The 22,760-nt window shown below is 66.8% G+C and carries 23 protein-coding genes and 1 pseudogene; 18 read left to right on the top strand and 6 right to left on the bottom strand.

Features of this window, described 5'->3' with window-relative positions:
* Nucleotides 1-212 precede the first annotated feature (212 nt).
* Nucleotides 213-1,619, bottom strand: a pseudogene (locus tag IFT67_RS10800) (flagellin); the annotation flags it as partial.
* A 288-nt stretch (nucleotides 1,620-1,907) separates the two neighbouring features.
* Here IFT67_RS10800 and IFT67_RS10805 point away from each other — a divergent pair.
* The 18 genes from IFT67_RS10805 (at nucleotide 1,908) to IFT67_RS10890 (ending at nucleotide 18,129) form a co-directional block, all read left to right on the top strand.
* Nucleotides 1,908-3,209, top strand: coding sequence for a sigma-54 interaction domain-containing protein (locus IFT67_RS10805; protein ID WP_192238318.1), 1,302 nt, complete (start codon nucleotides 1,908-1,910; stop codon nucleotides 3,207-3,209).
* Nucleotides 3,206-3,568, top strand: a complete 363-nt coding sequence (fliE, locus tag IFT67_RS10810; RefSeq protein ID WP_187504370.1) for a flagellar hook-basal body complex protein FliE — start codon at nucleotides 3,206-3,208, stop codon at nucleotides 3,566-3,568. The genes IFT67_RS10805 and fliE overlap by 4 nt, the downstream gene beginning before the upstream one ends.
* 1 nt (nucleotide 3,569) lies before the next feature.
* Entirely contained in the window at nucleotides 3,570-5,246 is a 1,677-nt protein-coding gene (gene fliF, locus IFT67_RS10815; RefSeq protein ID WP_192238319.1) for a flagellar basal-body MS-ring/collar protein FliF, read from the top strand.
* Nucleotides 5,243-6,253, top strand: coding sequence for a flagellar motor switch protein FliG (gene fliG / locus IFT67_RS10820; protein WP_056485113.1), 1,011 nt, complete (start codon nucleotides 5,243-5,245; stop codon nucleotides 6,251-6,253). Before fliF ends, fliG begins: the two co-directional genes overlap by 4 nt.
* Nucleotides 6,246-6,983, top strand: coding sequence for a FliH/SctL family protein (locus IFT67_RS10825; RefSeq protein ID WP_192238320.1), 738 nt, complete (start codon nucleotides 6,246-6,248; stop codon nucleotides 6,981-6,983). The genes fliG and IFT67_RS10825 overlap by 8 nt, the downstream gene beginning before the upstream one ends.
* On the top strand, nucleotides 6,977-8,302 hold the full coding sequence (locus IFT67_RS10830) for a FliI/YscN family ATPase (protein ID WP_192238321.1): 1,326 nt from the start codon (nucleotides 6,977-6,979) through the stop codon (nucleotides 8,300-8,302). The genes IFT67_RS10825 and IFT67_RS10830 overlap by 7 nt, the downstream gene beginning before the upstream one ends.
* 1 nt (nucleotide 8,303) lies before the next feature.
* A complete protein-coding gene (locus tag IFT67_RS10835) occupies nucleotides 8,304-8,729 on the top strand; it encodes a hypothetical protein (protein ID WP_192238322.1) in 426 nt (141 codons plus the stop codon).
* Between the two features lie 834 nt (nucleotides 8,730-9,563).
* A complete protein-coding gene (locus tag IFT67_RS10840) occupies nucleotides 9,564-10,727 on the top strand; it encodes a flagellar hook-length control protein FliK (protein WP_192238323.1) in 1,164 nt (387 codons plus the stop codon).
* Between the two features lie 16 nt (nucleotides 10,728-10,743).
* Nucleotides 10,744-11,367, top strand: a complete 624-nt coding sequence (locus IFT67_RS10845; RefSeq protein ID WP_192238324.1) for a flagellar basal body-associated FliL family protein — start codon at nucleotides 10,744-10,746, stop codon at nucleotides 11,365-11,367.
* A gap of 3 nt (nucleotides 11,368-11,370) precedes the next feature.
* Nucleotides 11,371-12,333 (top strand): flagellar motor switch protein FliM, encoded by a 963-nt coding sequence (locus IFT67_RS10850; RefSeq protein WP_192238325.1) that lies wholly within the window; start codon nucleotides 11,371-11,373, stop codon nucleotides 12,331-12,333.
* Nucleotides 12,330-12,620 carry a flagellar motor switch protein FliN gene (gene fliN / locus IFT67_RS10855; RefSeq protein WP_056054132.1) on the top strand — a complete coding sequence of 97 codons (291 nt, stop codon included), beginning with the start codon at nucleotides 12,330-12,332 and terminating at the stop codon, nucleotides 12,618-12,620. The genes IFT67_RS10850 and fliN overlap by 4 nt, the downstream gene beginning before the upstream one ends.
* Nucleotides 12,621-12,625: 5 nt before the next feature.
* Nucleotides 12,626-12,880, top strand: a complete 255-nt coding sequence (locus tag IFT67_RS10860; protein WP_055874442.1) for a flagellar biosynthetic protein FliO — start codon at nucleotides 12,626-12,628, stop codon at nucleotides 12,878-12,880.
* Entirely contained in the window at nucleotides 12,877-13,824 is a 948-nt protein-coding gene (fliP, locus tag IFT67_RS10865) for a flagellar type III secretion system pore protein FliP (RefSeq protein ID WP_192238326.1), read from the top strand. Before IFT67_RS10860 ends, fliP begins: the two co-directional genes overlap by 4 nt.
* A 4-nt stretch (nucleotides 13,825-13,828) precedes the next feature.
* Nucleotides 13,829-14,098, top strand: coding sequence for a flagellar biosynthesis protein FliQ (fliQ, locus tag IFT67_RS10870; protein ID WP_055874447.1), 270 nt, complete (start codon nucleotides 13,829-13,831; stop codon nucleotides 14,096-14,098).
* 127 nt (nucleotides 14,099-14,225) lie between these two features.
* On the top strand, nucleotides 14,226-14,999 hold the full coding sequence (gene fliR, locus IFT67_RS10875) for a flagellar biosynthetic protein FliR (RefSeq protein WP_082441389.1): 774 nt from the start codon (nucleotides 14,226-14,228) through the stop codon (nucleotides 14,997-14,999).
* Nucleotides 14,999-16,141: a flagellar type III secretion system protein FlhB gene (locus tag IFT67_RS10880; RefSeq protein ID WP_192238327.1), complete on the top strand. Its 1,143-nt coding sequence runs from the start codon at nucleotides 14,999-15,001 to the stop codon at nucleotides 16,139-16,141. The genes fliR and IFT67_RS10880 overlap by 1 nt, the downstream gene beginning before the upstream one ends.
* A gap of 57 nt (nucleotides 16,142-16,198) precedes the next feature.
* The gene (gene fliD, locus IFT67_RS10885) at nucleotides 16,199-17,731 is read left to right on the top strand and encodes a flagellar filament capping protein FliD (RefSeq protein WP_192238328.1); all 1,533 of its coding nucleotides are present in this window, start codon (nucleotides 16,199-16,201) and stop codon (nucleotides 17,729-17,731) included.
* The gene (locus tag IFT67_RS10890; RefSeq protein WP_192238329.1) at nucleotides 17,731-18,129 is read left to right on the top strand and encodes a flagellar export chaperone FliS; all 399 of its coding nucleotides are present in this window, start codon (nucleotides 17,731-17,733) and stop codon (nucleotides 18,127-18,129) included. The genes fliD and IFT67_RS10890 overlap by 1 nt, the downstream gene beginning before the upstream one ends.
* Nucleotides 18,130-18,132: 3 nt before the next feature.
* Here the strand turns inward: IFT67_RS10890 and IFT67_RS10895 are convergent, their stop codons facing one another.
* From IFT67_RS10895 to argH, 5 genes are read right to left on the bottom strand one after another with little or no spacing between them, the layout of a single operon-like run.
* A complete protein-coding gene (locus IFT67_RS10895) occupies nucleotides 18,133-19,086 on the bottom strand; it encodes a zinc transporter ZntB (protein ID WP_192238330.1) in 954 nt (317 codons plus the stop codon).
* Nucleotides 19,083-19,868, bottom strand: a complete 786-nt coding sequence (locus IFT67_RS10900) for a precorrin-2 dehydrogenase/sirohydrochlorin ferrochelatase family protein (RefSeq protein WP_197983028.1) — start codon at nucleotides 19,866-19,868, stop codon at nucleotides 19,083-19,085. Before IFT67_RS10900 ends, IFT67_RS10895 begins: the two co-directional genes overlap by 4 nt.
* Nucleotides 19,853-21,115, bottom strand: a complete 1,263-nt coding sequence (lysA, locus tag IFT67_RS10905; protein WP_192238331.1) for a diaminopimelate decarboxylase — start codon at nucleotides 21,113-21,115, stop codon at nucleotides 19,853-19,855. Before lysA ends, IFT67_RS10900 begins: the two co-directional genes overlap by 16 nt.
* 11 nt (nucleotides 21,116-21,126) lie before the next feature.
* Nucleotides 21,127-21,369: a hypothetical protein gene (locus IFT67_RS10910; protein WP_192238332.1), complete on the bottom strand. Its 243-nt coding sequence runs from the start codon at nucleotides 21,367-21,369 to the stop codon at nucleotides 21,127-21,129.
* Nucleotides 21,366-22,748 carry an argininosuccinate lyase gene (gene argH, locus IFT67_RS10915; protein ID WP_192238663.1) on the bottom strand — a complete coding sequence of 461 codons (1,383 nt, stop codon included), beginning with the start codon at nucleotides 22,746-22,748 and terminating at the stop codon, nucleotides 21,366-21,368. The genes IFT67_RS10910 and argH overlap by 4 nt, the downstream gene beginning before the upstream one ends.
* Between the last annotated feature and the right edge of the window lie 12 nt (nucleotides 22,749-22,760).

Consider the following 22,760-nt stretch of genomic DNA (forward strand, 5'->3'; position numbering starts at 1 on the left):
CCTTGCTTCGCCAAGCCCATCGCGCTGGCGTCACTGCCATCTACGCGGATGGATGCTCCATCAACGCTGGTCAACGATATCGAACCGTAGGCGGCCGTGCCAAGCGTGACCGCACTACCGTTTCCGTCCTTCAGACCGCTAGTCGCCAGCGGAGATCCATTGGTCGTGTCCTTGTTATCCACGGTAATGTTGGCACCGGCTTCGGAAGTCAGCACGAGCTTGCCGTCCTTATCGGCGCTAGCGCTTACCCCGGTATTCGCCTTCTGCAGGTTGATGGCAGCGACAACGGTGTCCATCTTACCATCCGCGGGCTTGATCTCGACGCCGTTGACGCTGATCGAGTTCGTTCCGTCGAACTGAGCTGGATCGAAAGCGACAGTCACCGTCGTCTTCGCACTAGCAACGACGCCAGTTTTCGCGGACGCCGAATTGATCGCAGCAGCCTTGGAGGCGGCACTCGCGTCCGTTGAAGCACCAATCGCAATTCCATTGATCGACAGCTTCTGGGTCGCGGCAAACGCGGTGTTTGTAACCACGGTTCCTGTGACACCGCCATTGTCGGCAGTCTTGTTTAGACCGAGCGCTTGAAGCTCGGCGGCGTCAGCCGTCCCCGCGATCTTGAGATCACTTCCGTCAGCTGTCTTCAACGATACAAAACCAGCATTTCCGCCAACTGTGAGGCCGGCTTTGGATGCTCCTGCATTGGCGCCGGCGTTGATCGTGATGTCGGATCCCGTGTCATTGGTTAGGACGATTTTGCCGTCTTTTAGACTCGCCGTCACCCCGGCGACATCACGATTGATGTTGCTCACGAGTTCGTCGACGCTCGACGCCGCGCCAACGCTGTCGCCGTTGATTGACAGGTCGCCAGCAGCCCATGACGTACCAGTCGGTGCAGAACCGCTGACTTCATTGTACGCAGTGGCGGTTACACCGGTTGCCGCGGTGTTGGCGTTGACTGCGGCAACTAGCGTGGTGGCGTTGTTGATCGTCGGGTTAGCCGCAGAGAAAGCCGAAACGCCGTTGAATGTTACGTCCGCGAGTGCCAACGCCGTACCAGGGGTACCAATCCGTCCCGTCGTCACCTGACCCGCAGCACTCGACGCCGACAAACCGAGGTCGTTGCTCGATACGCCAGCAAACGAGATCGAAGTCGTTTCGCTCGCGTTGGTACCGGTCTGGAGCTTAACGTTCTTCGACGAACCGTCGAGCAGGTTGATGCCGTTGAAGTTCGTTGTCTTGGAAATTGAATCAATCTGCGACGTCAGCTGAGTGACTTCCGACTGAAGTGCCTTGCGCTCCGACGAACCCAGCGTGCCGGTGGCGGATTGCGTTGCAAGTTCCTTCATGCGCTGCAGCATATTGGTGACCTCACCAAGTGCGCCCTCTGCGGTCTGCGCCATCGAGATGCCGTCGTTTGCATTGCGGACGGCTACGGCCATTGACTTGACTTGGCTGCCCATGCGGCTGGCTATCGCGAGGCCGGCAGCGTCGTCTTTCGCGGAGTTGATACGCTTGCCGGTAGACAGGCGCTCCATCGACGTCGCCAGTGCACTACTCGCGCTGTTCGACGCGTTTGCCGATCGCAGCGCCGAGACGTTTGTTCCGATAACAGTCATAGCGAAAACTCCGTAAAGTGTCAGACGATCCGCGCCGCCCCCATGGCGAAGTCCCGTGCCGTCAAAGTGAGTAACGGCCGGCTTCCGCGGAGATTTAGGGAAAAAATTCGGCTTCGCGCGCGGGCTGGCACACGCAGGCGAGCGCTTCCGCGCGCGCGAACGTGCCCGGTATATGTCCGCGTGTGCCCGCGTGGGTGCGCCCGGAAATAACTTGCCGGTGCCGGCAGCGTTTAACCACGAATTTACCAATAGTGGTGCATTCCCCGATTCGTTCAGGGGGCCCTTTCCATGCGTTCGATTTTTCCATCAGCTGCAGTCACTTCGCGGAAATACGCGCTCGTCTCGTCGCTGCGCGCGCAGGGGTTCGGTGTGGGCTCGTTCGAGACCGCGCAGCCTGGGCCGAACGACCTGCTCCTGGTCGCGGATGGCGAGGGCATCACCGCCCCCGCCCGCACCGTGGTGATCGGTTGCCAGGGGCGCGAAGTGACCCCGTCGCGTGACGGTTCACCGGCGCGGATCAGCTTTGCCGCAGAGGACACCGCGGTCGGCAACGGCTTCGCGCGCGCGCTGATCGGTGGGCCCGAGATGCCGACCGCCGCCGACCCCGAATCGCTCGCGCTGCTCGCGCTTGCCGAGCGCGTCGCCGCCGCCGACATCACCGTGCTGATCAACGGCCCGACCGGCACCGGTAAGGAAGTGCTCGCCCGCGCCATCCACAACGGCTCCGCGCGGAAAGACAAGCCGTTCATCGCGATCAACTGCGCCGCGCTCCCCGAATCGATGCTCGAAGCGCTGCTGTTCGGTCACCAGAAGGGCGCGTTCACCGGCGCGTCGGCGGGCGGCGACGGGTTTTTCCGCGCAGCCAATGGCGGCACCATCCTGCTGGACGAGATCGCCGAGATGCCGCTGCAATTGCAGGCAAAGCTGCTCCGCGTGTTGCAGGAGCGCGAGGTCGTGCCGCTCGGTGCCTCGGTGCCGCAGCCGATCGACGTCCGCGTCATCGCCTGCGCCAACCGCGATCTTCACGCCGAAGTCGCTGCCGGCCGGTTCCGCGCCGATCTCTATTACCGCCTCGCCGTGTTCCCGCTCGCGACCAAGTCGCTGGCCGAGCGCCCGCAGGACATTCCCGCGCTCGCCGCGACGCTGATCCTGCGTCATGCCGGCAACCGCAACGTCATCCCCTGGCCGAGCCACGCCGCGATCGAGCAGCTGATGCTGCACGACTGGCCGGGCAACGTCCGCGAGCTGGAGAACGTGATCCAGCGCGCGCTGCTGTTCTGCGGCGGCGACACGATCGAGGCGAACCACATCGTGTTCGACCGTCCGGTGACGATGACCTTTCAGCGCACAGCTTCAGTGACGCCGATCGCACCAGTCGCAACGCCGGCCGAACCCGAGACCTTGGGTAACATCGTCCAGATGAGCGAGTTCGCGGCGATCCGCGAGACGCTCAAGGCGTGCAACGGCAGCCGTATCGAGACCGCCAAGCGCCTCGGCATCTCCGAACGCACGCTGCGCTATCGCCTCGCCAAGGCGCGCGAACAGGGTGACGACATCGGCAGCGCACAGAATTGGGCAGCCTCGGCATGAGCGGCGTCTCAGGCATTGGCGGCGGCGCGATGAGCGTCGACCGCGTCATGGCGCTGCGCTCGCAGATCCTCGAACGCAACCAGGCGCTCTCGCGCGCTGGTGCCGCCGGGAACGTCGCGCCGACCGAGACGGTCAAGCCGACCAGCTTTGCCGACACGATGGAAACCGCGCTGAAGAGCGTCAACGACGGCCAGACCCAGGCCGCCAAGCTCAGCGAAAGCTATGAGCGCGGCGAGACGGTCGACATCGCGAAGGTGATGCTCGCCCGCCAACAGGCGTCGGTCGGCTTCGAGGCGACGTTGCAGGTCCGCAACAAGCTGCTGTCCGCCTACAAGGATATCATGAGCATGCCGGTCTGACATGAGCACCGCACTCATCCCCACGTCGCCCGGCGGCACCGAACGGTTCGCCAACCCCCTCCAGCAGATCAAGGGCGCGTTTGCGCAGCCGGCGGTCCGTCGCTCGCTGCCGATGGCGCTGATGGTCGGCCTCATTGCGGCCGCCGCGCTTGCGTGGATGAGCCTGTCGACGCCGACGCAGAAGACGCTGTTCAGCGGCCTCCCCGATTCGGACAAGGCCGCGGTCACGTCCGCGCTGACGACGGCGAACATCAAGAGCCATATCGACGAAGGCACCGGCGCGCTGACCGTCGGCGAGGACGATTACAGCCGCGCAAAGATGCTGCTCGCCGGCCAGGGCCTGCCGAAAGCGGCGCCCGGCGGCTATGCGATCCTCGATCAGTTGCCGATGGGCGTTTCGCGCGCGGTCGAAGGCGAACGTCTCCGCCAAGCGCGTGAATCCGAAATGGCGAAGTCGATCGAGGAGATCGACGCGGTTGCGGAGGCGCGCGTGCATCTCGCCATGCCCGAAGCCTCGGTGTTCGTGCGCGACAACGCCGCGCCGTCGGCGTCGGTGATCCTGAAGTTGCAGGGCGGCCGTTCGCTGAGCGATGCGCAGGTCAGCTCGATCATCAACCTCGTCGCCTCGTCGGTCCCCGGCATGAAGCCCGAGGCCGTCACGATCGTCGACCAGATGGGCGCACTGCTCACCAAAGCCGGCGGCAACGACGGTGCAGGGGCGGCGAGCGACGCGCGGATCGATATCCAGCGCCGCGTCGAGGACAAGTATCGCACCCAGCTAATCGCGCTGCTGACGCCACTCGTGGGCGCAGGCAATTTCACCGCGGAGGTGCAGGCCGACGTCAATCTCGACGAGAGCCAGGCGACGCGCGAAAGCTACGAGAAGCAGGGCGTCCTGCGCGCCGAGACGGGCAACTGGACCGGCAACCAGAAGGACGGCGCGGGCGCTGCTCCGGGCGGAATCCCCGGTGCGCTGAGCAACACGCCGCCTGCCGCGAGCACGCTCTCCACCCCGCAGCCGGCGACCGGCAACACCGGTGCGCAGCCGGTCGCCGGCGGCCCTGCCCCCGACGCGATGAAGCAGTCCGACCAGTATCAGCGCGCCTACGACCTCGGCCGCGAAGTGTCGGTCACGCGCGCCACGCCGGGCGGGGTCAAGCGCCTCTCGGTCGCCGTCCTCCTGCGCGATCCCGACAAGGGCCGCCGCACCGCGATGGAGATCAACCAGATCAGCGATCTCGTGAAGAGCGCGGTCGGCTTCGATCAGGCGCGCAACGACAACGTGACGGTCATCAGCCGCAAGTTCGCGGGCGCCACCGATGCCGCTGCCGGCCCCGCCTGGTACGACAATGCGTGGCTGCCGGTGCTCGCGCGCAACGGCACTGCGATCCTGATCGCGCTGCTGGTGCTGCTGCTCGGCGTCCGCCCGATCGCCAAGGCGCTGATGAAGAAGCGCGAGGATGCCACCACGCGTCCTGCCTTCGGCCAGCCGATCGGCGAGGTCGATGGCGAGGGCGCGCCCGCCGGGATCGGCGTCGCCGCCCCCGTCAGCCTCGACCAGCTCGAGAACACGCGCGGCTATGACGACCGCATCGGTGCGGTCCGCGGCTTCACCCGCGACAATCCGACGCGCGCCGCGCTGGCCGTGCGCGACATGATCAAGGCGGACGCGAAGTGAGCGAAGTCGCCATCCGAACCTACACCGGCGTCGAGCGCGCCGCGGTGCTGATGATGCTCGTCGGCGAGGAGGAGGCCGCGGCCATCCTCCAGAAGCTCGAGCCGGAGGAAGTCCGCCAGCTTGGCGCAGCGATGTTCAAGGTCGCCGACGTGTCCGAGCAGGAAGTCGAGGACGTGCTCGACGATTTCGTCGACCGCGCGCGCGAGCGGACCGCGATCGGGTTCGACCCCCGCCCCAAGATCGAGGCGGTGATGAACCGCGCGCTCGGCCGCGAAAAGGCCGAGAGCGTGCTCGCACGGATCACGCCGGCCGAGGCCGCGTGCGAGCTCGAACTGCTCGACTGGCTCGACGCGCCCGAGATCGCCGCGATGATCGAGAAGGAGCATCCGCAGATCGCCGCCGTCCTGATCGCCAACCTCGACGCATCGGTCGGCGGCCAGGTGCTCGAGCTGCTGCCCGACGCGGTCCAGCCCGACATCCTCCACCGCATCGCGCGGCTTGGGCCGATCACGCCCGAGGCGGTCGATACGCTGCGCACCTTGCTCGCCAATCGTACCAGCACGGGCTCGACCGGCGCCGGCGTGACGCTGGGCGGCACGCGCGAGGCGGCGAAGATCCTGTCCGGCGCGCGCAAAGCGACCGAACAGCGCGTGATGCCGAAACTGTTCAAGATCGACCGCGACGTCGCCAAGGCGATCGAGGAGGCGATGTTCGTCTTCGACAACCTGCTCGAACTCGACGACAAGAACCTGGGTACGCTGATCCGCAACGTCGATAGCGAGATCCTGACCAAGTCGCTGAAGGGCGTCGACGAGACGATCCGCAACCGTTTCCTCGGCTGCATGTCCGCGCGCGCCGCCGACGGCATCCGCGACGAGATGGAGGCTCGCGGACCGATGAAACTCGCCGAAGTGCTCGAAGCGCAAAAAGCGATGATCGCGATCGCGCGCGGCCTCGCGAAGGACGGCACGATCCAGATGGGCGGGGGGGAAGACGATTATGTCTAACGGCTTCACCGCGGGCTTCGCGTCGCGCCACACGACGACCGCGCACATCCTGGCGAGCGCATTTGCGCCGCCCTCCGGGTTCGCCGCGGCGGATATCCGCGAGCGGGTGACGGCGCGGCCGACCAATGTCGCGTCCCCGAACTTTACTTCGGAGCCGAGTGCCCCGAAGCATTTCAGCCCCGCCGACAAGGACGTGAACCCGACCGCGGGCTGGGATCCGCTCGATCCGGTCAGCGAATCGTCATTCATCGATCCGCTCGCCGACGCGCATGCCGCCGGCTACGCGGAAGGTCTCGCCGCTGCGGCCGCCGCCGCGCAGGAGACGGCCGCACGCGACGGCGCGTTGCTCGGCGACCTCGCCACGGCGCTCGGCAACGACCGGATTGACCGCGACCGCGTCGCCGCCCAGCTCCGCCAGACGGTGTTGTTCCTGGTCTCGAAACTTGTCGGTGAAGTCGGTATCGCCCCCGACGTCCTCGCCGGCCGGATCGAGACCGCCGCTGAACTCCTGTCCGATTCTGCCGAATCCGCGCTGCTCCGCGTCCACCCGGACGATGTCGCGCTGCTCGACGGCCGACTGCCGAAGACGATCTTCGCAGCCGGCGATCCCGGCGTCGCGCGCGGCAGCTTCGTGCTCGAAAGCGCGTCGACGATCGTCGAGGACGGTCCGGAACTGTGGCTCGACCAGTTGGCGCAGGCGATCGATCGCGTGCCGGTGCCCAAATGCTGAACCGCTTTACCGCCGATTATCTCGAAACCCTCTCCAACGCCGATTTCGTCGCCAAGCCAAAGGTCTCCGGCCGGCTCGCCTCGTTCGACGGGCTGCTCATGGAGGCGGTCGGCCTCACGCTGCCGGTCGGCACCGTCTGCCAGGTCGGCGAAGGCGCGGCGAGCGTCGAGGCGGAAGTCATCGGCTTCCGCAACGGCCGCACGTTGATGATGAACCTCGGCGGCGCCGCGGCCCTACTTCCGCGCGCACCGGTCAAGCCGATCGGCGCGCCGGGCGAGGCCGAAGTCGGGGCAGCCATGCTCGGTCGCGTCGTCGACGGCGCCGGCAAGCCGATCGACGGCCTCGGCCCGATCCGCGGCGCCGGACGCTGGCCGCTTGCGGGGAAACTCCAGTCGCCGCTCGACCGTGGCCGCGTGCTCGAACCGCTCGACGTCGGCGTGCGCGCGATCAACGGCCTGCTGACGATCGGCCAGGGCCAGCGCGTCGGCATCATGGCCGGCTCGGGCGTCGGCAAGTCGGTGCTGCTCGGCATGATCGTCCGCGCCGCGCAGGCCGACGTGATCGTGATCGGCCTGATCGGCGAGCGCAGCCGCGAAGTCGCCGACTTCCTCGAGACCAAGGTCGCCGGCGAAGCGCGCAAGCGCTCGGTCGTCGTCGCCGTCCCCGCCAACCATTCGCCCGTCCTCCGCATCCGCGGCGCGCTGCGGGCGCACGCGATTGCCGAATCCTTCCGCGACGAGGGCAAGAAAGTGCTCCTCATCATGGATTCGCTGACCCGCGTCGCCCACGCTGGTCGCGAAATCGGCCTCGCACTCGGCGAACCCGCGTCCGCACGCGGCTATCCGCCGTCCGCCATCGCGATGCTGCCGAACCTGATCGAGCGCGCGGGCGTCGACGTCCACACCGGCGGCTCGATCACCGCGATCTACACGGTGCTGGCGGACGGCGACGACGGCAACGACCCGGTGGTCGATTCCGCGCGCTCGATCCTCGACGGCCACATCGTCCTCAACCGCCAACTCGCCGAGCGCGGCGTATACCCCGCGATCGACATCGGCCCCTCGGTCAGCCGCGTCATGACCGATATCGTCGACGGCCCTCATGCCAAGGCCGCGCGCACGCTCCGCCGCCACCTCGCCACCTATGAGGAAAACCGCGATCTCGTGCTGATGGGCGCCTATCGCCACGGCGCCGATCCGGCGATCGACGCCGCCATCGCCTGCCACCCGGCAGTCATGGAATATATCCGCCAGGACGCCGACGAAAACGTCTCGTTGAACGACGCGGTCGCCGAGCTGACCGGCGTGTTCGGCGGCTGATATGGCGGATGCCCGCGGCAAGACGCTGGCGCGCATCCACCGCGTCCGCACGCTCCAGCTCGGGCTGACCCGTGCTGACGAAGCGCGCGCGCACGACAAGTTTGCCAGCGAACAAACGCTGTCTGGCCGTATCGCGCTGCTCGCCGAAGCGGTCGCGCCGGTCCACGAGACGCTCGCCGCGGTGTCGCTGGGGGCGTCGGCGCATTACCGCGAACGCTTGCACCAGTCCGCCACCGCCGCAGTCGAACGCGTCCGCGCTGCCGAGCGCCATGTCGAACGCGCGACCGAAGCGACCCGCGCCGCCAAGCGCGATCAGAGCGCGGTGGAAAAGCTGCTTGCCCGCGCAGACGCCGATGCGGTGCTGAAGGCGATCCGCGAAATGGAAGATGCACCGGCGTTCCGGAAGGTTCGGCACGATCCTTGCTGAGTGACGGGCACACGCCCGAACCCGAGTGCCCGAATGATCCAGACCGCGACCCTTTCTCCGACGTCCCCAACCCTGCGAGCGATCACCACGCAACAGGCGGGCGGTGTCGCAGGCGGTGGAGCGGGCAGTTTCGCGGAGTCCTTTGCGCAGGCCAGCGACGATGCGCCCCCCGCTGCGACGACCGGGGACGTGCCGCCCGATCTCCAATCGCCGTCCTCCGCCCGGCAGGACTGGGCCGCGACCGGCAACGGATTGCCGATCGCGGCTCTTGCCGGCGGCGGCGCAGTCTCGTGGCAGGCCGCGATTACGCCCCAACCCGTGGCGACCAAGCCGGACGCGTCACTGGTGATACCGGACGCCGCGCTTCTACCCGCGACGGTAGCGGTGCCGGTTCCCGTACGTCCGGCTCTCACCGCTGGGCGGCAGGCGCTTGGCGCACGTCCTCCCCGTTCATCCCGAAGCGAACAAGGCGTGGAAACGGACGATCTGGTACCTGCCGAACGTTCCGAGCCAACCAAGGCGCCTCCTACTGAAGTACCGCGACACGACGGGGTCATGCAGCCCTTGCTCGTCGCCCCCGCGGTTGCCGACACCGCGAGCCCCGAGGTAGTCGCTTCAGCCACGCCATCTCCCACCCGCTCAAGCCCTGTTGACGTCGTTGCGGCATCCCCTGAAGCCGCGCTAAAGCCGGCGGCGAACAGGCAAGCGGCTCGCGGGGCGATGGATAGTCCCGACCTTCCGAACGGGCGTGCCTCGCCGGACGAACCGACTGGGGCCGCGGCCCGCGCCGCACCGAAGCGTTCGGCGAACCTGCCGTCGGGCGGGAGCGCGGCAATGGCTGAGCCGGTGCCTGCCGTAGCGCCCCGCCCAGCCTTGGCCGACCCGGCCCTGCTTGGCGGGATCCCTCACGATCAGGCGCTACCGGATACGGCGTACCTGCTTGCAAAAATGCCTGGCAGCAGTGCTGTCGCGCCGCCGGTCGCAAGCCTGCCGCTGCCCGCGCAGGTCGGTGAGGTTGCCCCGAACACGACGCTCCTTACCCCGCAGGTCCCGGAGTTCGTGAAAGCCGGAAGCACGGCGAAGCCTATGGCGAGGACTTCGGGCCAAGGCGGCCAGATCACCCAACCGCTCATGGGAGTACTCGCCTCGCCACCGCCGCCGATCGCTGAGGCGCCCCTCGGTGCGGCTATGATGGAGGTGCAGAGGGTGTCGGCAGTCCAGATGGGCTCTTCGGTGCCGTTCGCGATGCCGGCGAGTGCTGGATATGGCACGGTGGCGGGTCGCAGTCCGGTGCCGACCGACGCCTCAGCGGACGCTGTGCCGATAATGACGGCGACACCCCCCGTGATCGGCACGCCGCGCTGGACCACGACCGAGGCGACGGCGCCGGTCGCGCTTGCGGTGGCGCAGCCCGGCGCGGTTCAGCCGCAACCCGGCACGGTCGCATCGGCGGCTCAGGTGTTCGGCGCGGCGATCCAGGTGGCCTCCAAGGCGCGTGACGACACCGAAGCGAAGACGGGATCGCTCGAGTCCGTGTTCGGATCGGCTGCCCCTGCACCGCTCGTGCAGAGCGCACCCGCGGCGGCGCAGCATGCCGCGCTGGACATGCGGCAGGAGCGCTGGCCGCACGCGATGATCGAACGCATCGACATGCTCCGCGACGCCGCCAACGCGACCGACACGCGGATCCGCCTGACCCCCGATGCGCTCGGCGCGATCGACGTGTCGATGAGGAAGGATGGCGACACCGTCCACGTCCACTTCAACGCCGAACAGGCTGCGACGCGGACCTTGCTCGCCGATGCGCAGCCGCGGCTGGCCGAGCTGGCCGAAGCGCGAGGGCTGAAGCTCGGCCAAGCCATGCTCGGCGATGACACTGCGGGCAGCAACGCCGGTTCCAGCCAACAGCGCGCACCGGCAACCACGAACGCGCCGAATCGCGCGACCGCGGCATCCACCGTGATCGCAGACCCCACCGAAGACACCCGAATCGCTTGACCTGAAGGACCCTGACATGAGCGACAAGAAAGATACTGCGGACGCGGCCCCGAAGAAAAAGGGCAAGATGAAGACGATGCTGATCGGCGGCGTCGCGCTGCTGGTGCTCGTCGGCGGCGGCATCGGTGCGGGCGTCTATGCCAGCAGCGCCGGACTGTTAGGTGGCGGCCACGCCGAGGTCGACGACGGCAAGCCCAAACTCCTCCCCAAGAGCGAGCAGAAGCATGCTCCCGAGGGCGGCGAAGGCGGCGGTCATGGTGGCGATGACGCAGCGCCCGAAAACCACGGCATGAAGACCCCGGAAGGGCAGGGCGGCGACAAATACGCCTCGACCTACTACCCGATGGAGAAGGATTTCATGTCGAATCTCCAGGATTCGGTACACTTCGTCCAGGTCGGGATCGCGGTGTCGACACCGTATGACGACACCGTCATCACCAACCTGAAAACCAACGATATCGCGGTCCGTTCGGCCATCCTGATGACGCTCGGCGACACCACCGAGGAGCAGGTGATGAGCAGCGACGGCAAGCGCCAATTGCAGGTCCGACTCGCCAAATCTATCAACGATACGCTGAAGCAGAAGGAAGGCTTCGGCGGCATCGGTAACGTTTACTTTACCAGTTTCGTTGTTCAGTGAAGCATGGTTAACGAGGCCTCAGCAAAGACACGCGAGCGACGCGATCGGGATCGCTCCAGCGCGCCCAAGGACGGCGTGCTGCATCAGGGCGTGCTCGGCGGGGCCAAGCTCAATCCGTTCGGCGACCTGCATTCGTTGCAGCATCTCTCGGCACGGTTCGCGCGCGGTTTGCGCGGCGTGTTCGAGCCGCTGCTGCGCCAAGAGGTCCGCTGCTGGGCCGAGCCGTTGGTGGTCCAGCGCTTCACCGATTACCGCGCGGAGCGCAGCGATGCGCTGACCGCGTGGTTGCCGCTAATCATGACGCCCGGGATGGCGCAGGCGCTGTGCATCATGGACGGCAAGTTCGTGCTCGAGATGCTCGACATGTTCTTCGGCGGTACCGGCGCCGCGCCGCACACGCTGCCGACCGAATTCTCGCCTGCCGCCGAGGCGATGGTCGCGCGGATCGGCCAGATGATCGCCGCGCCGCTGAAGACCGCGTGGGAGCCGATGGCGCGGTTCGACTTCCTGCCGACCCGCGTCGAGGTCAACCCGGCGATGATCGCCGATCTCGACGGCGAGGACGCGATGATCGTCACACGCTTCGGCATCGCCGCGGGCGCCGCCAAGCCGGTGTTCCTCGATCTCGTCTACCCCGTCTCCGCGCTCAAGCCGCATGCGCCGTCGCTGACCGCGAAGGTCGTCGGCAAGTCGGCCGAGCCCGATCCAGCCTGGCGCACCGAGCTGACCCGGGCGGCGATGAACGTGCGCTTCCCGATCCGCTCGGTGCTCGCCGAGCCGGTCGTCAAGCTGACGATGCTGATGGACCTGAAGCCCGGCGACGTGATCCCGATCACCATCTCGGGCGACGTGCCGGTGATGGTCGGCAACAACCGGCTCGGCTGCGGCACGGTCGGCACATCCAATGGCTTCGCCGCCATCCAGCTCACCTCGATTACCAGTTTCGACGAAGGATTTGCAGCATGAACGACATGACCGGAGGCTTCCCCGTAGATGCTGCCGTCGCCGCCAATTTCCGGCTGCTCCAGGATGTTGATGTCAAGTTGACCGTTGAGATCGGTTCGACCAGCCTGACCTTGCGCGAACTGCTCGCGCTCGGCGAATCCAGCGTGATCGAGCTCGATCGCCAGGCCAACGAGCTGCTCGACGTGTTCGTCAACGGCACGCTGATCGGGCGCGGCGAAGTCGTCACGGTCGGCGAGCGCTTCGGCGTGCGGATGACCGAGCTCGTGTCTCCAGACAAGCGCGGCTGAACCCGATGCTCTGGACCTATATCCTCAAGCTCGTCATCCTGCTCCCGCTGGTGTGCGGACTGATGTTCGGCTGCCTGTACCTGTGGCGCAAGTTCGAGAGCCGGATGCCGGGCAAGCCTTCGACGCGGCTGATCGGCGTCAAGGAAACGATGATGATCTCGCCGGGCTTGCGCCTCGCGGTGATCGATTTCGAGGGCCGCCGGCTGCTGGTTTCGGTCGGCCGTGGCGGCGTGCACCTGATCGACAAGGTCGACGCATGACCGCGGTCGCTCGTCCGACGGTGACGCGGAAAGGCTCGGGCCCTGCCCTGTTCGCCGCATCGACCGCCAAACCGTTTTCCCGCGTACGCGGGAATCCAGGAGCCACGAACGGTGCGCTGCATAATTCTGCGCCGCGCCCACGCGCAAACGCATGGCTGTGGATAGGCCTCGCCGTCCTGCTCGCCCTCTTCCTCGCGATGCCCGCCTTCGCACAGGCCGTCCCCGCCCCGACCAACCCCGCTGTCGGCGACGCGGTCGATCGCGCACTCGGCCAGCTTGGCGGACAGGCTGCGGGCAACACCGGCCAGAGCGGCTCGCTGTCGCTTTCGCTGCAAGTCCTCATCATCATGGGGCTGCTCACGGTCCTGCCGGGCATCCTGCTGATGATGACCAGCTTCACGCGGATCATCATCGTGCTCGCCATCCTGCGCCAGGCGCTCGGGCTTCAGCAGACCCCGCCGAACCAAGTGCTGCTCGGGCTGTCGCTGTTCCTCAGCTTTTTCATCATGGCGCCGACGATCAGCCAGATCAACACGACCGCGATCCAACCCTATGCCGCCGGGCAGCTCGCCGGCACGCAGATGATCACGACCGCCGGCGTGCCCTTGCACGCGTTCATGGTCAAGCAGACGCGGATCAAGGACGTCACTATGTTTGCGCAGATCGCGAAATCCGGGCCCTATGCGACGCCGACCGACATCCCGTTCTCGGTGCTGCTACCGGCGTTCGTGACGTCCGAGCTGAAGACCGCGTTCCAGATCGGCTTCCTGATCTTCCTGCCGTTCATCGTCATCGATCTGGTCGTCGCGACCGTGCTGATGTCGCTCGGTATGGCGATGCTGAGCCCGACGATCATCTCGATGCCATTCAAGCTGCTGCTGTTCGTGCTGGTCGACGGCTGGGCGTTGACGATGGGCAGCCTCGCCAACTCGTTCGCGACCTGAGCGCATGGACGCGCAATATTTCCTGACCGTCGCGAATCAGACGATGTGGGTGCTGGCGCTCGCCAGTGCGCCGATCCTGATCCCGGCGCTGCTGGCGGGGCTGATCCTGGGCATGATCCAGGCGGCGACGTCGATCAACGAGCAGACGCTGTCGTTCGTGCCCAAGTTGGTCGTGGTCGCGGTGTCGATCCTGATCTTCGGGAGCCTGATTTTAGGTCTGCTGAGCGATTTCACGATCGGGATTTTCGAGCGCATCCCGGACTTGGTGAAGTGACCGCACTTGCTGCTCCCCTTCCGCTTGCGGGAGGGGTCGGGGGAGGGGCGTGCCCCACCAGCCGGACGCCAGTACGTACGTCGCGCCCTCCCCTGACCCCTCCCGCAAGCGGGAGGGGAAGCAAGTAGTGTTGGGCTTCGGCCTCTCGATCGAGCCGCAGCTCTGGGCGCTGGTGTTCGTGATGATCCGCATCGGGGCGACGTTCATCGCGGCGCCGGTGTTCGGCTCCGTCTCGGTGCCGCTGACCGTGCGCGTCACGCTATCGGGCGCGATCGGGTTCCTCGTGCTCGCTGCGCATCCGATCGTGCCGCCGCAGAACATCTTCGCCGTCTCCACCATCCTCTCCGCCGCCGCCGAAGCCCTTGTCGGCCTCGCGCTCGGCTTCGTGCTCCAAATCGCGTTCGCCGCGCCGATGATCGCGGCCGAAGTGATCGGCGGCGCGATGGGGCTCGGTTTCGCGTCCTCGATCGATCCGCAGAACGGCAAGTCGTCCCCAGCGCTCGGCCAGTTCTTCTCGATCATGCTGACGCTGCTGTTCCTGTCGGTCGACGGCCACCTGATCCTGATCGACCTGCTCGTGAAGAGCTACGACGTGCTCCCCCCGGGGGCCGCGTGGATCGGCGTCGAGCGGCTGAAGGCGATCGCGTTCTTCGGCGGCTATGCGTTCCTCGCCGGCCTGCTGCTCGCGTTGCCAGTGGGTTTCCTGCTGCTGTGCCTCAATATCGTCGTCGGCATGCTGAGCCGCGCTGCGCCCTCGCTCAACCTGTTCGCGGTCGGTCTCCCCGCCAGCCTCGCGGTCGGCGTCGTCACGCTGGCGATCGCGTTCCCGACGATGGGCGATTACATGCTCGTTATCGTCCGCGAAGGCCTCGCCGCCACCGAAAACCTGGTGCTCGGCTGATGTCTGAGGATTCGGGCGAAAAGACCGAAGCACCAACCGCCAAGCGCAAGAAGGATGCGGTCGAGAAAGGCGACATCCTCAAGTCGCGCGATTTCGCGACCGCTCTGAGCATGCTCGCGGGCGTCGCCTGGCTGATCTACGCCGGCCCCACGCTGATCTCGGCGTGCAAGGCGATCATGAGCTCGAGCTTCCAGTTCACGCACGCCGACGTCGAGGATTTCTCCCCGTGGCGCCCGCTGATGGAAGCCGGCGGCAAGCTCGCGCCATCGCTTATAACTCTGTTCATCGTCAGCATCGGCGCCGCGATCCTGAGTCAGGCGGGGCTCGGCTCGCTCGGCTTCAACGGCGGCTTGCTCGCGCCCAAATACAGCCGCGTCGATCCGGCGGCGGGGCTCAAGCGGATCTTCGGCGCAAACGGCTGGATCGAACTCGGCAAGTCGCTGCTGAAGGTCATCCTGCTCGGCACGATCGGCGGCTGGATGCTGTGGAACGCCGCGCATTCCACGATGGGCCTCGCCTCGTCCGCGGATCTCAACCAGGCGCTGTCGACGCTTGGCGGGATCTTCAAGGGCATCCTGATCGCGATGGCGTTCGGCCTCTGCGCGATCGCCGGCATCGACCTGCCGATCCAGATCATCCGCCGCCTGGGCAAGATGCGGATGTCGAAGCAGGAGGTGAAGGACGAGCACAAGTCGACCGAGGGCAATGGCGAGGCGAAGGGCCAGATGCGCGCCAAGATGCGCGCGATGGCCAGCGGGGGCTTACGCAAATCGGTTGCGGAGGCGCATGTCGTGCTGACTAATCCGACGCACTTCGCGGTGGCGCTGCGCTATGATCGCGGCAGGGACCAGGTGCCGGTGGTGGTCGCCAAGGGGCGCGGCGCGACCGCGCTGGCGATCCGCGAACTGGCCGGCGAAGGCAAGGTCCCGATCCTCGAATACCCGACGCTCGCCCGCGCGGTCTATTACACGAGCAAGGAAGGCCAGGAGGTCCGCGACGACCTCTACACCGCGATCGCGACCGTGCTTGCTTTCGTGTTCGGGCTGAACGCGGCGGCGGGCGGGACCACGCCCGGAGTCCAGCCGTTCGTGACCGTGCCGAAGGATGCGCGGTTCGACGAAAACGGCATGAAGCAGGCCTAAACATTCGCGCCGCGTAGCCGTTCTTACAGATGAGCGCGCACGTGCAGGGACTCTACCATGGTAACATCGACCACCAGCACGACGGCCACGCCGACCCCGACACCCGCAGCGACTCCCGCCAACGCGCAGAGCGTGATGAACGCGGCAACGCAGTCGCTGCTGAAATCGCTCAATTCAGGGTCGGGCATCGATACCGGCACGCTCGTCCCCGCGCTGGTAACCGCGCAGTTCGCGACTAAGAACGCCGCATTGACGGCGAAGTCGACCGCACTGACGTCGCAAATCTCTGGGATCAGTTCGCTGAAAAGCGCGATCACCACGTTTTCCAGCGCGCTCGACAGCTTGGTAAAGGGGGGCACGCTGCAGACGCAGCCGACCAGTTCCGACACCGGTTCGATTTCGGCCACGGCGATCAGCGGTGCCAAGGTTTCGGCACTGTCGTCGACGATTTCGGTGACCCGCCTCGCTACCGCTCAGGTCGCGGGGACGAAGGTCGCGATGGATCGTACCAAGCCGCTGGGGTCCGGTAACCTGACGCTCACGGTCGGTACCGGGATTTATACCGATGCGAAGGGCAACAGCGTCAAGGCGGGAACGGATGAAGCGATATGGGCAGGGCTCGATCCCGACGTCAGCAAGCGCACCGTCTTCACGATCATTGTCGGCGCCAACGACACCATGGACACGGTCGCCGCGTCCATCAACGCTACGAAGAGTGGCGTCACCGCCTCGGTCGTGTCGGACGGCAAGGGCGGCGCGTTCCTGTCGGTCAAGGGCGCGACCGGCGATGCGCAGGCGTTCACGCTGAAGGGCGCAACCGATGTCATCGACATCGGCCCCGGGGCAAAGAACACGCAGGTCACCAGCAGCGCGCTGAACGCGCAGCTGACGGTTGATGGCATCCCCGTCGAGCGATCAAGCAACACGATCAGCGATCTGGTCGACGGCGTGAAGCTTCAGCTCAGCACGGTATCCAAGGCGCCCGTCACGCTGTCGAGCACCCCGCCGACCGATGGCCTGACCCAGGCGGTCAACGACGTGGTCGAGACCTACAACCAGATCCTCGCGATCATCAACGAACAGACCGATCCGGTGACCGGCGTGTTGCGCGCCGATCCCGCCGCGGCATCGCTGTTGCGGTCGCTCAAGGCATTGACGCTCAAGCCGCTGGCGACCGGGGCGGCACCAGGCGTGCCGACCACGCTTGCCGAGATTGGCGTCGCGACCAACCGCGACGGCACGCTCCGTGTCGATACCGCACAGCTCGCCAAGCAGATCAGCACCAACCCCGCCGGGATCGAAGCGATGTTCGCACCCTCGACGAGCAATCCGGCAGGGCTGTCCGTCGTCTTGGGCGCGTTGGCAAAAAGCGCGACGAGCACGACCGCCGGTCTCGGCGCATCGACCGCGCGCTACACCGCCGCGCAGAGCGATGTCGCCAAAGAGCAGGACAAGATCACTGCGCAGGCCGATCAGATGACGACGCGGCTGACTCAGCAATATGCGAGCATGAACTCCCGCGTGTCGGCGTATAAATCGACGCAGACCTTCCTCACCAACCAGATCGCAGCGTGGAACAAGAGCGACTGATGGCCTACGCTTCTACCCTCGCGCGAGACCCGTTCGCCACCTATCGCCAGATCGATGCCGTCGGTCGTACCGCGACCGCGGATGGCCCGGCGCTGGTGCAGCTGCTCTACAAGGAGCTCGTCGCGGCCCTGCGCGCGGCCGGCTGGGCCTGCGAAAACCGCAAATTCTCGATCAAGAGCGAGCGCGTCACGCGCGCGACCGCAATCCTGTTCGCGTTGGAGGCCGGACTCGATTTCGAGAATGGCGGCCAGGTGTCAGAAACGCTGTCGCGGCTTTATGCCGGTGCGCGGAAGACCATCGTCAACGCCTCGATCGGCCATGACCCAAGACCGTTCCGCGATTCGGCCGACATGCTCGACGAGATCGCGCAGGCCTGGCGGACCGCCAGCGCCGCGTAGGCTCTACCGCTTGAACCAGTGCCGCATCGAGAAATACGCGAAGACACCCACCGCGATCACCAGACACGCGCCGGCGATCGCATCGAACGCCCACGGCTCCTCGGCATAGGGCAGGCCCTTCACGTTCATGCCGTACAGCCCGGTCAGGAACGTCAGCGGCAGGAACACCATCGCCGCGATCGATATGATCAGCGAGCGGTTGTCGATCTGTTCGGCGCGCAGGTCGGTCAGCGTCTCGTGGATCAGCGCCGAGCGCTCGCGGATCGATTCCAGCTCCTCCGCCATCCGCGCGGCACGGTCCGCCGCCGCCGCCAGATGCAGCCGGTCGTCGTCAGCGAGCCAGTCGCCGGGTAACGCCGCCAGCTTCTCGAGCGCGGCGCGTTGCGGGCTGAGGAAGCGTTTGTAGCCGATAGCCGCGACGCGCACCTTGCTGACCGCGCGGCGCAGTTCGAACACGCGGTTGGCGTCGAGCTGTTCCTCGCAATCGTCGAGTTCGTCGCCGAGCGTGGCCACGTCGGGATCGAGATCGGTGGTGATCGCGGTCGCGAACGCGGCGATCAGGTCGCCCGGATCGCGCACCTCGTGGCGCTCGACCATCTTCTCGACGTCGGCGACCGCAATCAACGGTTTCCGCGTAACCGAATACACGCGACCCTTCACCGCCCAGATCCGCACCGAGGCGAGCAGGTCGGAGGTGTCGAGCTCCTCCTTCGATCGGCCGCGAAGGTTGAGGAACGCGCCATCGCCAACCGCCTCGCAGCGCGGCCGGGTCTCGGTCGCGGTGAGCGCATCGACGACATAGTCGAGCAGCTTGGCCTCGTCGCGGAGCCACGCCTGCGCATGCTCGGCGGTGGTCGACAAATGCACCCAGACGAGGTCGGCTGTGCAGGTGAGCGCTTCCTTGACGTTGACGCGGGTCGCTTTCCCATCGACGATCCGGAACGCAAAACCGCTCATAGTGCCATCTCGACCTCGACCGACAGGCCGGTGCCGGGATCGGCGGGCATCGCCGCGCACAGCCGCGCGGCATCGGCGCGCGCGCGGTCGAGGATCGCCGCAGGGACATCAGCGCCGTGATAGACCCGGTCGGCGCTGGCGAGCGCGCGAGCCTGGCGCAACGTCAGGTCCTCGGGATCGTCGGAAAGCAGAACGAGGGTTATTGCCACGTCGCGCTTTGCAGCGGGCGTAGCTGTCGGGGCTAGCCACGCGTCCACGTCATGCGTCGGCGACAGCGGATCGAGCAAGCCGCCTTCCGCCATCGCCGTCGCCAGAGCACGGCGACGCTCCCCCATATCGGGCCAGCGCTTTCGCAAGGCCCCCCGCGCAGCCTGCAATGCCAGTGCCAGCTTGCCGAGATCGGCGGGTATCAGCGCCTCCAGCCGCTGCCGCAACGCCGCGGCCAAGCCGGCCGACACGCCGCTCGTGCCGATCGCGATCAGCACCGGGGCACGGTCGACGATCGCGGGCAGCGTGAAGTCACACAGCGCCGAACGATCGACCGCGTTGACCAGGATACCGCGCGACTTCAGCCGCGCGACCGCCGCTAGAGCTTCGTCCTCATCGTCGATCGCGACGATCGCGAGCGACGCCGGAGCATCTTCACCGACGACGTCCGCCCCTGCGCGATCGAGCAACCGCCGTTTCGCATCCGCCGCCTCGCCCTCGCCGAGCAGGATCACCGGGCGCCCTGCCAGCCTCACGAACAGCGGCAGGCTCTGGAGTATCACCGCTTGAGCCATTCCGGCACGCGTTCGGCAGCCAGGATCGTCTCCGGGTGGATGCGGTCGGCGACCACCGCGAACCGGTCGCCGTCCACCAGCACCTCGGGCACCAAAGCGCGGCTGTTATAGGTCGACGCCATCGTCGCGCCGTATGCGCCGGCGGTGCGAAAGATGCCGAGATCGCCCGACTTCACCGCGTCGATATCGCGTCCCATCGCGAAGGTGTCGCCGGTCTCGCACACCGGCCCGGCGATGTTGGCGGTCATCCGATCGCCGGTCGGCTCGACCGCGACAAAGTCGTGATACGCATCGTACATCGCGACGCGCGCGAGGTCGTTCATCGCGGCGTCGACGATGACGTACGGGTTCACGACGCCGGGCTTCACCCAGATTACTTCGGTCAGAAGCACACCCGCATTGCCTGCGATCACCCGACCGGGTTCGAACATGAGTTCGACGTCCCAGTCGGCGGTCGCGCGGGCGACCATCGCGCCATAGTCGGCGGGGCTCGGCAGTACGTCGTCGGGCTTGTAGGGCACACCGAGACCGCCGCCGAGATCGACGCGGCTGATCGTGTGCCCCGCGGCGCGCAATTCCGCGACCAACTCGCCGATCCGCGCATAGGCGGCCTCGAGCGGCGCGAGATCGGCGAGCTGGCTGCCGATGTGGATCGCGACGCCGCGCAGGTCGAGGCCGTCATGCTTCGACAGCCGGTCGAACATCGCCACAGCCTGGTCGATCGCGACGCCGAACTTGTTCTCCTTGCGCCCGGTCGAGATTTTCGCGTGCGTGCCGGCATCGACGTCGGGGTTCACGCGCAACACCGCCGGCGCGCGTTCGCCGCGCGCATGGGCGAGCGCAGCAAGGACTTCGCCCTCCTCCTCCAGCTCGAGATTGAACTGGCCGATCCCTGCATCGAGCGCCTGCGCCAGTTCGCGCCGCGTCTTGCCGACACCGGAGAAGACGATGTCCGACGCCGGGATGCCCGCCGCCAAAGCGCGCTGCATCTCGCCCGCGGAGACGACGTCGGCGCCGTAGCCCTCGTCGGCCAGCACGCGCAGCACCGCGACATTGGGGTTCGCCTTGATCGCATAGGCCAGGTGGACGCGTCCGGCGTCCTTCAGTGCGTCGCGAAACACCTGCGCATGGCGGCGGAAGGTGGCGGTCGAATAGACATAGACGGGCGTGCCGACGGCCTCGGCGATCGCCGGCAGGGCGACGTCCTCGGCATGCATGACACCGTCACGATAGGCGAAATGATCCATGGTTCAGGTCTTCAATTCGGCGGCGGCAGGTCGAACTCGTCGCTGCGGCGCGGCTGGGACGTGGTGAGCAGCTCGTCGCTGCGCTGCGGGCGTTGCTGCGTCGTGGGGGTCAGCAACTGCGCGGCAGTCGGCGGTGTTTTCGCACCGTAAGGCGCGGCCGGGAGCGTCTTGCCCTCCGCCGGCACGAGGCCGTCCGCTGCGCCGCAGCCGGTCAGCGCCAGCGCCAATCCCACGATGCCAAAAAGCCGTTTCATGCCGTCTCTCCCCCAGCTGTCTCGGCACGCGCCGCGCGGATCGCAGCGCGTACATTGTCGGGCGCGGTGCCGCCGAAGCTGGTCCGGCTAGCGACCGACGCGTCGACCGACAGCACGCCGTACACGCGTTCGTCGATCCGCGCATCGATTGCCTTCAGGTCCTCGATCGGCAGCGCATCGAGCGCGACCTTGCGCTCCTCGGCCAGCTTGACCGCACGCCCGGTCACGTGATGCGCCTCGCGGAACGGGAGGCCAGCCTCCCTCACCAGCCAGTCGGCGAGATCGGTCGCAGTTGCAAAGCCGCTCTCGGCCAGCCCGCGCATCCGATCGGTGCGGAACGTCGCGCTTTCGACCATCCCGGTCATCGCCGCGATCGATAGCGCGAGCAGGTCGTGTGCCTCGAACACCGGCGGCTTGTCGTCCTGCATGTCCTTCGAATAGGCGAGCGGCAGGCCCTTCATCGTCACCATCAGCGCGGTCATGCAGCCGAGGATCCGCCCGGCATGCCCGCGTACCAGCTCGGCGGCATCCGGATTGCGCTTCTGCGGCATGATCGAGCTGCCGGTCGACCATTGATCGCTCAGCGCGACGAACCCGAACGGCTGCGATGCCCACAGCACGAACTCCTCGGCGAGCCGCGAGAGGTGCAGCGAAGTCTGCGTCGCCGCGGTGAGGTACTCGATCGCGAAGTCGCGGTCGCTGACGCCGTCGAGCGAATTGGTCATCGGCCCGTCGAAGCCGAGCGCCTCGGCGGTCATCGCACGATCGATCGGAAAACCCGTCCCGGCGAGCGCCGCCGAGCCCAGCGGCGATCGGTTCATCCTTGCCCGCGCATCCGCGAACCGCCCGACGTCGCGCGAAATCATCGCATGATACGCCATCAGGTGATGCCCGAGCGTCACCGGCTGCGCGGACTGGAGATGCGTAAAGCCCGGCATCACGCTATCTGCATGCTCTGCCGCGCGAGTCAGCAGTGCTTCCTGGAACCCGGCGAGCGCCGCCAGCGCCTGGTCGATCGCATCGCGCACCCACAGCCGGAAATCCGTGGCGACCTGATCGTTGCGCGAGCGTGCGGTATGCAGCCGCCCCGCGACCGGTCCGATCGCATCGGCCAGCCGCGCTTCGGTCTGCATGTGGATGTCCTCGAGGACCAGATCCTCCTCGACGCCGTGCTCGGCATAATGTGCTGCGACCGTGTCGAGCCCCGCCGAGATCGTCGCGGCATCCTCCGCCGAAACGATGCCCTGCTTGCCGAGCATCGCGACATGCGCCTTCGAGCCGGCAATATCCTGCTGCCAGAGCCGCTTGTCGAAGGGAATGGAGGCGTTTATCTCGCGCATGACCGCTGCCGGCCCCTCGGCGAACCGCCCGCCCCACATCGAATTGGAACC

This window comes from Sphingomonas sp. CFBP 13728 (assembly GCF_014841895.1).
Taxonomy (GTDB): Bacteria; Pseudomonadota; Alphaproteobacteria; order Sphingomonadales; family Sphingomonadaceae; genus Sphingomonas.

Coding starts and splice junctions, on each gene's coding strand:
- IFT67_RS10890 (WP_192238329.1), top strand. CDS start 17,731: ATGGCCTACGCTTCTACCCTCGCGCGAGACCCGTTCGCCACCTATCGC.
- argH (WP_192238663.1), bottom strand. CDS start 22,748: ATGTGGGGCGGGCGGTTCGCCGAGGGGCCGGCAGCGGTCATGCGCGAG.
- lysA (WP_192238331.1), bottom strand. CDS start 21,115: ATGGATCATTTCGCCTATCGTGACGGTGTCATGCATGCCGAGGACGTC.
- IFT67_RS10845 (WP_192238324.1), top strand. CDS start 10,744: ATGAGCGACAAGAAAGATACTGCGGACGCGGCCCCGAAGAAAAAGGGC.
- IFT67_RS10910 (WP_192238332.1), bottom strand. CDS start 21,369: ATGAAACGGCTTTTTGGCATCGTGGGATTGGCGCTGGCGCTGACCGGC.
- IFT67_RS10860 (WP_055874442.1), top strand. CDS start 12,626: ATGCTCTGGACCTATATCCTCAAGCTCGTCATCCTGCTCCCGCTGGTG.
- fliE (WP_187504370.1), top strand. CDS start 3,206: ATGAGCGGCGTCTCAGGCATTGGCGGCGGCGCGATGAGCGTCGACCGC.
- fliP (WP_192238326.1), top strand. CDS start 12,877: ATGACCGCGGTCGCTCGTCCGACGGTGACGCGGAAAGGCTCGGGCCCT.
- fliF (WP_192238319.1), top strand. CDS start 3,570: ATGAGCACCGCACTCATCCCCACGTCGCCCGGCGGCACCGAACGGTTC.
- fliQ (WP_055874447.1), top strand. CDS start 13,829: ATGGACGCGCAATATTTCCTGACCGTCGCGAATCAGACGATGTGGGTG.
- IFT67_RS10835 (WP_192238322.1), top strand. CDS start 8,304: ATGGCGGATGCCCGCGGCAAGACGCTGGCGCGCATCCACCGCGTCCGC.
- IFT67_RS10825 (WP_192238320.1), top strand. CDS start 6,246: ATGTCTAACGGCTTCACCGCGGGCTTCGCGTCGCGCCACACGACGACC.
- IFT67_RS10850 (WP_192238325.1), top strand. CDS start 11,371: ATGGTTAACGAGGCCTCAGCAAAGACACGCGAGCGACGCGATCGGGAT.
- IFT67_RS10840 (WP_192238323.1), top strand. CDS start 9,564: ATGGCTGAGCCGGTGCCTGCCGTAGCGCCCCGCCCAGCCTTGGCCGAC.
- IFT67_RS10895 (WP_192238330.1), bottom strand. CDS start 19,086: ATGAGCGGTTTTGCGTTCCGGATCGTCGATGGGAAAGCGACCCGCGTC.
- IFT67_RS10880 (WP_192238327.1), top strand. CDS start 14,999: ATGTCTGAGGATTCGGGCGAAAAGACCGAAGCACCAACCGCCAAGCGC.
- IFT67_RS10830 (WP_192238321.1), top strand. CDS start 6,977: ATGCTGAACCGCTTTACCGCCGATTATCTCGAAACCCTCTCCAACGCC.
- fliN (WP_056054132.1), top strand. CDS start 12,330: ATGAACGACATGACCGGAGGCTTCCCCGTAGATGCTGCCGTCGCCGCC.
- IFT67_RS10805 (WP_192238318.1), top strand. CDS start 1,908: ATGCGTTCGATTTTTCCATCAGCTGCAGTCACTTCGCGGAAATACGCG.
- fliD (WP_192238328.1), top strand. CDS start 16,199: ATGGTAACATCGACCACCAGCACGACGGCCACGCCGACCCCGACACCC.
- IFT67_RS10900 (WP_197983028.1), bottom strand. CDS start 19,868: ATGGCTCAAGCGGTGATACTCCAGAGCCTGCCGCTGTTCGTGAGGCTG.